The organism is Leptolyngbya sp. FACHB-36 (assembly GCF_014695955.1).
GTDB lineage: Bacteria > Cyanobacteriota > Cyanobacteriia > Leptolyngbyales > Leptolyngbyaceae > FACHB-36.
The window spans coordinates 1-10,467 of the sequence record NZ_JACJPG010000281.1; the positions used below are offsets into that span (position 1 = coordinate 1).

Consider the following 10,467-nt stretch of genomic DNA (forward strand, 5'->3'; position numbering starts at 1 on the left):
GTTCTGGGGTTAGTGCAACTGCAACTGCCCACAGTGGCGACGCCCGATGATCTTGCGGCACAAACGCAAACCATCTGCGGCATGGTTGCCAAAGCGCGGCGCAATCTGCCGACGATGGATCTCGTCGTGTTTCCAGAATATGCGCTGCACGGGCTGTCGATGGACACAAACCCGGAGATTATGTGCCGTCTAGATGGACCGGAAGTGTCGGCATTCAGCGCGGCTTGCAAAGAAAACAATATTTGGGGTTGCTTCTCGATCATGGAGCTCAATCCCCACGGGAATCCCTACAACAGCGGCATTATTCTGGACAACCACGGAAATCTGAAGCTGTATTATCGCAAGCTGCATCCGTGGGTGCCCGTGGAGCCGTGGGAGCCAGGAAATTTGGGAATCCCTGTGTGCGAGGGACCGAACGGCAGCACGATCGCCCTGATCATCTGCCACGACGGCATGTTCCCAGAAATGGCGCGGGAGTGTGCCTACAAAGGAGCCGATATCATGCTCCGTACGGCGGGCTACACCGCTCCGATTCGGCATGCGTGGCACATCACGAATCAGGCAAATGCCTTCTGCAACTTGATGTATACGGCATCGGTGTGCATGTGCGGCAGCGACGGCACCTTCGACTCGATGGGCGAGGGAGCGATCGTCAACTTCGACGGGGTACCACTGGTTATGGGCAACGGTCGCCCCAACGAAATCATCACTGCCGAGGTGCGTCCGAAGCTGGTGCAGGAAGCCCGTCGCCACTGGAGCGTCGAGAACAACATTTACCAGTTTGGGCATCGCGGCTACGTCGCCGTCAAAGGCGGGGCGCAGGACTGCCCCTACACCTACATGCAAGACATGGTGAACGGCGCTTACCGTCTGCCATGGGAAGACGAGGTTGTCTACACCGATGGCACATCCTGCGGTTTTCCGACTCCGACGCGGACCTACCAAGGCGTGCCGCTGACGGAAACCGCAACGACGTAAATGTGAGGAGGGACATGGGTCATCGCTAACCCCCTTCCGCTAACCGCCACTACCGATTCGCAATTGGAGGATACTCTGTGGGCTGCTACGTAGATGCCGATCCCTATCCCTATCCCTACAATGGTGATTTGCGCCCAGACAACACGGTGTTTCTGGTCATCGATATGCAGATCGACTTCTGCGGCAACGGCGGCTACGTAGACCAGATGGGCTACGATTTGTCGCTGACTCGTGCACCGATCGCGCCCATTCAGGCAGTGCTGACGGCGATGCGATCACAGGGCTTTCACGTCATGCACACCCGCGAAGGACACCGCCCGGATCTGTCAGATCTGCCGGAAAACAAGCGCTGGCGATCGCAGCAAATTGGGGCAGGCATTGGCGATCCAGGTCCCTGCGGCAAAATTCTGGTGCGGGGAGAACCTGGTTGGGAAATTATTCCAGAACTGGCACCGCTCCCTGGAGAAGTGGTAATCGACAAGCCCGGAAAAGGCTCGTTCTACGCAACGGATTTGGATCTGGTCCTTAAGCGCAAGGGCATCCAGAACATCCTGCTAGCGGGAATCACCACAGACGTCTGCGTGCACACGACGATGCGCGACGCCAACGATCGCGGCTACGAGTGCCTGCTGCTGTCAGACTGCACGGGTGCGACTGACTATGGAAACTACCTTGCCGCCCTCAAGATGGTGAAGATGCAGGGCGGGGTGTTTGGTGCAGTAGCAGACTCCGAGGCGCTGCTGCGGGCAATTAATTCGTAAGGCGTCCAGAAAGGTTACTGTCCGAGCTTGCGCCCTTTGCCTCCGCGAAGGGCGCAAGTGTTCGCTAGTGAGCAACACTCAAAGACAGCAAGTAGACCCTTTGCTCAAGGCTGATGAATAACGGGCTGCGGGCGCACGTGCTGGTAGAGTTCTGGCTGAAAAAACGATGTGCCTGCTACATAGGTGCGTTCAGGAGACAGATCGGGTGGCGGTCCTGGCTCTGCCGATGCCTCAAACGTCAGCTCTAGCTGCACGCCGCTTGGATCGTATACAAACAATTGCCATAGCGACGTTCCCGGCACGATGAACTCACGCCATGGCAAGCCCGCTTCCTGAAATCGCTGGCGGAACTGATGAAACCCCGTAGCGGTGAGGGAGAGGTGATCGATCGCAGCAGAACCCACTGGCGCGCGCCCGTCTTCTCCTAACGCGGGACCGCCCGCATAAATGTGGACGATCGCATCGCCGTTGGGCGTGTTGCACGCTAGCCATGCGCCAGGATAGCCGAAGTTGGGGCGCGGAACCTGCCGAAATCCTAGAAGCTGGGTGTAAAAATATACCGTTGCTTCTAGGTCATTTGTTTTAATCGCGACATGGAATAATCCGGTAATCACCATAGACGAGCCTGGAAAGTGCGTAAAGACTTGCTGAAGCTAAACTATCCGAAGTGATAAATCTCTCTTAGGTGTGAGCCTGGAGGTTTACGATCGCAGATATACCAGTAAATAGTAAAACAGCTTTAAAATTGCCTTCTCATTACGCTTATTCACAGTTACCCGCAGGATTTTAGTGCTGTGCTGTCCTTGAAGAAAAAGTCCATATTAATTGTCGATGACTTAGCAGATAATCTGTTTCTGCTTAAAACCATTCTGGAAGCGGAAGGTTATGCCGTTGAAGCTGCCAGTAGCGGTCGAGATGCCCTAGCTAGGGTAGAGGAGGCGACGCCGGATTTGTTGCTGCTAGATGTGATGATGCCGGACATGACCGGGTATGAGGTTGCTCATCGGCTGCGCCAGAACAGTCGGTTTGCCTCGCTGCCGATCGTGCTGATTACTGCGCACGACGAATCAGCGCTAGATCGTGGCGAGGCGGTCGGCGCAAATGGGTTCATTCGCAAGCCGATCGATCTGGACGAACTGCTGGCACGTGTGCAGTTCTTTGTCGCCGGATCGGATGCTGTAGGATTAGATGCTGCCAGATCTGATGCTGTGGGGTTTGAGCAGACAACCCTAAGTCAGAATCGGTAGCGGTCTGTACGTCATCTGACGCGATTCCTGGAAGAATAGAGAGAATGCTTCTCTTCGCTGCTTCCCGCTATGGCGCTCCTTCCAATTCCCAACCTGCTGCGATCGTCGAGTCGCCCTAGTTTGTCGCAGCAGATGACGCGGGTTGGTTTGCTCCTCACTCTCCTGTTTGTAAGTCTGGCGCTGCTTGCGCCGCTGCTACAGTCGATTGGTTTGCTGCAAAACCCAACTGAGTTTTTGGATAATCCGCCGCACGCTGCCCCATCGCTGCGTCACTGGTTCGGAACGACGCGGCTTGGCTACGATGTGTTCTCTCGTACTATTTTTGGTACTCAGGCGGCATTACAAGTGGTGGTGCTGGCAACGCTGTTGAGTCTAGCGATCGGCGTTCCCCTCGGCATGGTCAGCGGCTACATTGGCGGCAGATTGGATCGGGTGCTGCTGTTTTTTATGGATACGCTGTATACGCTGCCCGGACTGCTGCTGTCGGTAACGCTGGCGTTTGTCGTGGGTCGCGGCGTGCTGAATGCGGCGATCGCCCTTAGCATTTCCTACGTTCCCCAGTACTTTCGTGTCGTTCGTAACCACACGGTCAGCGTCAAAACTGAACTGTTTATTGAGGCGGCGCAAGCGATGGGAGCCTCAACGTGGGCAATTCTGACGCGCTATCTGTTTCTGAATGTGGTGCAGAGCGTCCCGGTGCTATTTACCCTGAATGCGGCGGATGCGATCTTGACGCTGGGTGGCTTAGGCTTTTTGGGCTTGGGACTGCCCGAAGAAACACCGGAGTGGGGACAGGATTTGCGTCAAGCGCTGGATGGACTCGCCACAGGTGGCATCTGGTGGACAACACTGTTTCCAGGACTCGCAATGACGCTAATGGTTGTGGGACTGTCGCTATTAGGCGAGGGACTGAATTCGCTGATTAACCCAACGCAGCGACTGCGATCGACCGAGATCGACGTGCGCTAGAAAAGTGCTCAGGAGTAGGTAATCATTCAGTCTACTGATGCACTGAATTGCCTATTGCCTAATCGCTACTGCCTACCTAGCGATTAGCGCTCCCAAGTTACTGAGGCCGTTCTGTAAAGAATCGTCAACAAATTAGATAAAAAAATCAGATAAAACACTCCCCGCCTCAAGTGACAACCCTAGCCACGCTGCCAGCGGTCACCACTCAAAGCGGGGAGTACAGGGCATGGAGCTGTCTTAGGACATTGCCTGGACAATGTAATCGAAGTAGGGAGCGGCTTCGGCAGCATCCTCTTCGCTAAGCAGCGACAGCGATGCCACCTTGAGGCAGCGGATGGCTTCTGCCATGCCGGGAACCGGAACGCCCAGAGCGTTATACATTTCCCGCACGCCGATTAATCCAATTTTTTCGATCGGCTCTTTGTCACCTGCCAGCACTCCGTAGGTTACAAGGCGCAGATACCAACCGTAGTCGCGCAGGCAGAGGGCACGCTGTTTGTCGCCATAGGCGTTGCCACCGGGGGCGATAAAATCAGGGCGCTTCCTCCAAAGCTCTTTGCTAGCGGCTTGCACAATCTTTTTTTCATTGACACCCAGAGTTTCAGCGATCCGAGTCCGCTGGATGCCCGTCTTAAAAAACGCCTCCATGCCCCGGAGTTCTCCGGACGTTGGGTAACGCAGTTCATCGTCGGCTTGAAGAATGACTTGGCTAACTACACTCATATTTATGGCGGTGTGGATATCACTCTGTAGTTTAACGACTCTGGGGGACGCAGCGGAAGAGGCGACTGCGATCGATTCACGAAGCTTAAGGCTTAGTTAGTACAAAATGCCTGCCAAAAGTGGTTAGGACAACAAAACAGATTGAATTTAGGTATTATGTTTCCTTATAATCAGTGACAGAACGTAACATTTGGGGTAACTCGATCGTGGCTGGATTTTTCAAACGCTTATTTGGCTCAAAGAATGTAGGAGATGCAGCATCTCAAATCACAGATGCCGCATCTGACGCGGTGAAGAAAGCACCAGAGGCGGTCAAAAAAGCGCCCGAAGCGGTCAAAAAAGCGCCTGAAGCGGTCAAGAAGGCAGTCGCTTATTTCCTTGACTCAGATGACGCAAAAACCTATGGCAACTTGGAATACATGCGGACTGCCAAACTGGTGAAGCGATCATTCCCGAAGACCGCTGGCAGCACCGAAGAGAAGCGGTTTGAGCAAGAGGTTTCTGCCATGATGGCGCGGAAAAGCGGAGCGAACGGCGCGATGCCCACTCCGACAACCGCTGCATCGGAAACAGCTACACCGACTACCCCTAACGTAGACGCAGCGGCTGAACGTCGGCGTACCGACACCAGCATGGACATGTTCCGCAACATGGCGCGAGACATTCGCAAATAGTACTTCGGGCTGTGGACGTGGAAGAGCTGTTCTTAGGCGTTAACTGTTCCATTAAGGTTTAGAGCATGAGTGGGGTGTGGGGCGAACCTGCACCCCTTACTTGTGACGTTGACCATTGCGGCATCCCAAACTGTTACCTGGCTCACAGCACGATCGCGGCTTCCAGGAGACGGTATGGTAGTTGAAGCAGTCTCCCTAGAGGGCGATGACATGACGACACCTACGGTTTCACCGATCGACCTTGACACGCTGTTACGTGAGCTGTCGGGGTTAGACGTGATTACAGACACCGCCCAGCTAGCAAAGCTGTCGCTGGATTACTACCATTTCAGCCCCGTGCTGCAGCCACTCCTGAGCGAAAAGCGCGGTGATGTCGTCGTGCGGCCCACGAGTGAGGCAGAGGTGCTGCGGGTCGCAGAGGTGTGCGTGCGGCAGCGAGTGCCACTGACGGTGCGCGGCGCGGGGACGGGTAACTACGGGCAGTGCATCCCGCTGCAAGGCGGCGTAATTCTGGATCTAACGCGGATGCAGACAATCAAGTGGATCAAGCCAGGAATGACCCGCGTTGAGGCAGGCGTGAAGCTGGCAGCGCTAGACAGGCAAGCACGGGAGACAGGCTGGGAGATTCGCATGGCTCCGTCAACCTACCGCACCTCTACGGTGGGCGGCTTTATCGGCGGTGGCAGCGGCGGCATTGGGTCTGTGACGTATGGGCAGTTGCGCGATCGCGGCAACATTCTTGCCTGTCGCGTCGTGACGATGGAGGACCAGCCGCGCATTATTGAGCTACGCGGTGACGATGTGTACAAGGTGGCGCATGCTTACGGCACCAATGGCATCATCACAGAATTAGAGATTCCGCTGGGTCCGGCATACGCTTGGGCAGAGACGATCGTTGCCTTCCCAGAGTTCATGACTGCTGCTCGCTTCGGGCAGGCACTCAGCAACAGCGACGGCATCATCAAAAAGCTGGTCTGCATCTGCGCGGACCCGATTCCTACCTACTTCGCAGCGCTGCGAAACTCGATTCCTGCCAATGCTCACTGCGCTTTGGTGCTGGTAGCGGAGTGCTGTCTGGAGCCGTTTGCGGAATTAGTGAAATCATTCGGCGGTACGCTCTGCTACCAGAAGTCGGCGCAGGACGCCAGCAAAGGCGTGACGCTGGTGGAATACTCGTGGAATCACACGACGCTACACGCCCGCAGTGTGGACCCGTCGCTGACCTACCTGCAAACCCTGTTTCCCCCAGCCGACACGAATCTATCGCTAATGGAGCACATGTATCATCACTTTGGTGATGAAGTGATGATGCATCTAGAGTTTCTGCGCGTGAACGGACAAGCGGTTCCAGCCGCGCTGCAAATTGTTCGGTTTACAACGCCCGATCGCCTGCAAGCAATCATTCACTACCACGAGGAGCAGGGCGCGCTGATCTTCAATCCGCACACATACATTTTGGAAGACGGCGGCATGAAAATGGTGGATGTAGAGCAGTTGCGGTTTAAACAGCAGGTTGATCCCTACGGTCTGCTGAATCCAGGCAAGATGCGCGCGTGGTTAGAGCAGCATTGAGCGCTAATTACGCTGACTCAACCAATAGCAAACAGCAATGCGCTGTGAACCTCGACATGTGTTTCACAACACCAAGCAGTACCGCAATTGAGCCTAGATTGGCTCGGTGATCCCGGATTTTGCGGCATCTTTCGTTTAGCCCTTGCAAATGGAACCACCGCACCTCACAATAGCGGTGGGAGCAGAGGGAGGTTTGTTGTGAAGCGAGTCTTAGCCATTATTTTGGGGGGCGGTGCTGGCACCCGCTTATATCCCCTTACGAAGCTACGCGCCAAGCCTGCTGTACCGATCGCAGGTAAGTACCGGCTAATTGATATTCCGGTCAGTAACTGCATCAACTCCGAAATCTATAAAATTTACGTTCTAACCCAATTCAATTCTGCCTCTCTGAATCGGCACTTGTCGCGTGCCTACAACTTCACTGGATTCACCGAGGGATTCGTCGAAGTACTAGCAGCGCAGCAAACACCAGAAAATCCAAATTGGTTTCAGGGTACAGCAGATGCCGTGCGGCAGTATTTGTGGCTGCTTGAAGAATGGGACGTAGATGAGTACCTGATTTTGTCCGGAGATCACCTGTACCGTATGGATTACGGTGATTTCGTCCGGCGGCATCGCGAAACGAATGCCGACATCACAATTTCCGTTGTGCCGATGGACGGTCGCCGCGCGTCGGATTTCGGCTTGATGAAGATTGATGAGTCGGGTCGGGTGGTCAACTTTAGCGAGAAACCCAAAGGCGACGCCCTGACTGCAATGCAGGTAAATACGACCGTTCTGGGACTGACGCCAGAAGAGGCTCAGCAGTCTCCCTACATTGCCTCGATGGGAATCTATGTCTTCAAGAGAGAGGCGCTGAGTAAGCTGCTGAGGCAGATTCCAGAGCAGACTGACTTCGGCAAAGAAATTATTCCAAACTCCGCCAAAGACTACAATGTGCAGGCGTACCTGTTCAATGACTACTGGGAGGACATTGGAACGATCGAGGCGTTTTACGAGGCTAACTTGGCGCTGACCCAGCAGCCGCGTCCCCCCTTCAGCTTTTACGACGAGAAAGCCCCGATCTACACGCGTCAGCGCTTTTTGCCGCCGAGCAAGCTGCTCGACTGCCAAATCCGCGAGACGATCATCAGTGAAGGCTGCATCTTAAAGAACTGCTCGGTGACGCATTCGGTGCTAGGTGTGCGATCACGGGTTGAAGCAGGCTGCACGATCGAAGACACCCTAATTATGGGCGCTGACTTCTATGAGGGGTTTACCGAGCGCCAGTCTGGTCTCGACTGCCACAGTACCGAAGTGCCTCTGGGAATCGGCGTTGATACGACGATTCGCCGTGCCATCATCGACAAGAACGCCCGCATCGGCTGCAACGTGCGGATCATCAATAAGGACCACGTTGAAGAAGCTGAGCGAGAAAACCAGGGCTTCTACATCCGCAGCGGCATTATCGTGGTTCTGAAGGGGTCGGTGATCCCGGATGGAACCGTGATCTAGCGTTGATCGCCTAAAGTTCTAAATAGCTGCCTGACGTGGTTCCAGGCGTCTGCGGCAGCGTTGGAGCTGTAGTCCGATCGCTGATCGCAGAAAAAGCCGTGCCCCGCTGGGTAGCGAAAGACGTGGTGCTTGTCAGAGTGCGCCCGCAGCTCCGTTTCGACCTGATCGATCTGCTCAGCTGGAATCAGCGGATCTTGGGTGCCAAAGAAGGCGTAAAGCGTGCCCTTAATTTCTGCGGTGCGGGAGATCGTGGGTGCACCCCCTCCGGGTGTCATCGTCGCAATGCCCGCTCCATAGAACGAAGCCGTTGCCTGGACATCGGGCAGCGTCGCTGCAAGATACACCACGTGCCCACCGAAGCAAAAGCCGATCGTTCCAATTGCCGCTCCGTTCATGCTGGGCAGAGTTCTCACATGGGCAATCGTGGCTTGAATGTCACTCAGCAATTCTTCAGCGGTTGTCAGGTCTTTGTACTTCCTGCCCAGCCTCGTTTCTTCCTGGCTGTAGCCAACCTCGAAGCCCGGAGCAGTGCGCTGAAAGATTGCAGGCGCGATCGCCACATAGCCTTCTCTCGCAATTCGCTCGGTGACGTCACGAATGTGAGCGTTGACGCCAAAAATTTCTTGAATCACGACGATCGCGGGCAGAGAACTTCCCTCAGTCGGCTCTGCTAGGTAGGCATCAATGGAGATGCCGTTCGGCACCTGAACCCATGAAGTCCGAATTGCAGGGTCTGTCATGCTGATTTGCTGAATTCGCCACTGCTTAGGTTCCACAATTTCATCGTCACCTGTCAATATGGGAACGGATGTTGCAGCGTTCAGGTTGCAGCCTTTAGACAGCAGTAGAATTTAGGAGTGGGCGAGGGAATTCTGAACGTAAACCGGATAGCTTGGACTGAACTATGCATTTTTTGGCAGTAAAGGCAGCATAATGCTCTTGGTCAGGGAGCAGGCCAGAATCGCCCGTAGCGTTTGGGGAGCCTGGAGATAACATCATGGTTCAATTTCACATTCAGGCGGACAGTGACATTCCCGCATCGACGCAACTCTACAACCAAGTTTTGTTTGCGATCGCCTCGCGCCAGTTTCCGCCCGGACACCGCTTGCCTAGCACTCGCCAGTTGGCAATGCAAACGGGTCTACACCGCAACACCATCAGCAAAGTCTACCGCCAACTTGAAGAAGCAGGCGTTGTCGATGCGCAAGCAGGGTCAGGAATTTACGTCCGCGATCAGGTTCAAGACGGCGGCTCAAAGGTCAAATCTCCCATTCTGGAGCAGCATCCCGACGCCTATAAAGTTGTCCAGTCTAGCCTGGATGAGTTGCTGAAGCTGGGCTGCTCGCTCAACCAAGCCAGAGAGCTATTTTTGGCAGAAATCGACTGGCGGCTACGCTGTAGCGCTCAAGTGCTGGTTACGGCTCCCAACCACGATATTGAGGCGGGGGAGGTAATTGTGCGCGAACTGGAGCGGGCGCTAAATATTCCTGTTCAGCTTGTGCCGATGGAGGAGTTAAGTCAGATATTGGACCAAACTCGCTCTGGCACCGTTGTGACCAGTCGCTATTTCATCGCTCAAGCCGAAGCGATCGCGGCTCCCAAATCGGTGCGGGTCATTCCGGTTGACATCTATGATTTTGACAACGAACTCAAGCTGGTTAGCCGCCTACCTAAAGGAAGCTGCCTCGGTCTTGTCAGCCTGAGTTCCGGAACCGTTGGCGTTGCTGAGGTGATTATTCACAGCTTGCGCGGTGAGGATTTGCTGATCATGACCTGTCAGTTGGGTGACACCTATAAGCTAGGCGCGATCGTGCGGAGCGCCCAAACGATTATTAGCGACCAAGCAAGTTGTAGCACTGTTAAAGCGGCGATTCTTGCTGCTAGAGAGGATCTGATCCGACCACCGCAGATCATCTGCTGCGAGAACTTTATTGTGAGTAAGTCGATCGAGTTGCTAAAGCGAGAGTTGGGTTTGGAGTAGCCGACTGAATCGCGATTCGCTTCAGCTAAACTAGCTGCTGGCGCTCTGCTTCCAGAAGGTTGATTAAC

At 54.7% G+C, this 10,467-nt stretch carries 11 protein-coding genes; 8 read left to right on the forward strand and 3 right to left on the reverse strand.

The annotated features are described in order from the left end of the window. Both H6F43_RS07380 and H6F43_RS07385 read left to right on the forward strand, forming a co-directional pair. Positions 1 to 978, forward strand: a 978-nt coding sequence (locus H6F43_RS07380; protein ID WP_190342149.1) for a formamidase, incomplete at its 5' end; no start/stop codon positions are given. A gap of 77 nt (positions 979 to 1,055) precedes the next feature. After that, positions 1,056 to 1,739 (forward strand): isochorismatase family protein, encoded by a 684-nt coding sequence (locus tag H6F43_RS07385; RefSeq protein WP_190342151.1) that lies wholly within the window; start codon positions 1,056 to 1,058, stop codon positions 1,737 to 1,739. A 104-nt stretch (positions 1,740 to 1,843) separates the two neighbouring features. Here the strand turns inward: H6F43_RS07385 and H6F43_RS07390 are convergent, their stop codons facing one another. After that, positions 1,844 to 2,356 (reverse strand): VOC family protein, encoded by a 513-nt coding sequence (locus H6F43_RS07390; RefSeq protein ID WP_190342153.1) that lies wholly within the window; start codon positions 2,354 to 2,356, stop codon positions 1,844 to 1,846. A 177-nt stretch (positions 2,357 to 2,533) separates the two neighbouring features. On the opposite strand from H6F43_RS07390, the gene H6F43_RS07395 reads away from it, so the two are divergent. Further along, positions 2,534 to 2,986 (forward strand): response regulator, encoded by a 453-nt coding sequence (locus H6F43_RS07395; protein WP_347272381.1) that lies wholly within the window; start codon positions 2,534 to 2,536, stop codon positions 2,984 to 2,986. Positions 2,987 to 3,055: 69 nt separating this feature from the next. After that, the gene (locus H6F43_RS07400) at positions 3,056 to 3,955 is read left to right on the forward strand and encodes an ABC transporter permease (protein WP_190342155.1); all 900 of its coding nucleotides are present in this window, start codon (positions 3,056 to 3,058) and stop codon (positions 3,953 to 3,955) included. A gap of 237 nt (positions 3,956 to 4,192) precedes the next feature. On the opposite strand, the gene apcD is transcribed toward H6F43_RS07400, so the two are convergent. Next, the gene (gene apcD / locus H6F43_RS07405) at positions 4,193 to 4,678 is read right to left on the reverse strand and encodes an allophycocyanin subunit alpha-B (protein WP_190342157.1); all 486 of its coding nucleotides are present in this window, start codon (positions 4,676 to 4,678) and stop codon (positions 4,193 to 4,195) included. A 173-nt stretch (positions 4,679 to 4,851) separates the two neighbouring features. On the opposite strand from apcD, the gene H6F43_RS07410 reads away from it, so the two are divergent. The 3 genes from H6F43_RS07410 to H6F43_RS07420 all read left to right on the forward strand — a co-directional run bounded on the left by H6F43_RS07410 (position 4,852) and on the right by H6F43_RS07420 (position 8,418). Beyond that, positions 4,852 to 5,352 carry a hypothetical protein gene (locus tag H6F43_RS07410; protein WP_190342159.1) on the forward strand — a complete coding sequence of 167 codons (501 nt, stop codon included), beginning with the start codon at positions 4,852 to 4,854 and terminating at the stop codon, positions 5,350 to 5,352. Positions 5,353 to 5,562: 210 nt separating this feature from the next. After that, positions 5,563 to 6,924 (forward strand): FAD-binding oxidoreductase, encoded by a 1,362-nt coding sequence (locus tag H6F43_RS07415; protein WP_190342165.1) that lies wholly within the window; start codon positions 5,563 to 5,565, stop codon positions 6,922 to 6,924. A gap of 198 nt (positions 6,925 to 7,122) precedes the next feature. Further along, positions 7,123 to 8,418 carry a glucose-1-phosphate adenylyltransferase gene (locus tag H6F43_RS07420; protein ID WP_190342161.1) on the forward strand — a complete coding sequence of 432 codons (1,296 nt, stop codon included), beginning with the start codon at positions 7,123 to 7,125 and terminating at the stop codon, positions 8,416 to 8,418. Here the strand turns inward: H6F43_RS07420 and H6F43_RS07425 are convergent. Continuing rightward, the gene (locus H6F43_RS07425; RefSeq protein WP_190342166.1) at positions 8,415 to 9,158 is read right to left on the reverse strand and encodes a dienelactone hydrolase family protein; all 744 of its coding nucleotides are present in this window, start codon (positions 9,156 to 9,158) and stop codon (positions 8,415 to 8,417) included. The genes H6F43_RS07420 and H6F43_RS07425 overlap by 4 nt on opposite strands. Positions 9,159 to 9,415: 257 nt before the next feature. Here H6F43_RS07425 and H6F43_RS07430 point away from each other — a divergent pair, with 257 nt between their 5' ends. Then, the gene (locus H6F43_RS07430; RefSeq protein ID WP_190342163.1) at positions 9,416 to 10,399 is read left to right on the forward strand and encodes a GntR family transcriptional regulator; all 984 of its coding nucleotides are present in this window, start codon (positions 9,416 to 9,418) and stop codon (positions 10,397 to 10,399) included. The last annotated feature ends 68 nt before the right edge of the window (positions 10,400 to 10,467 follow it).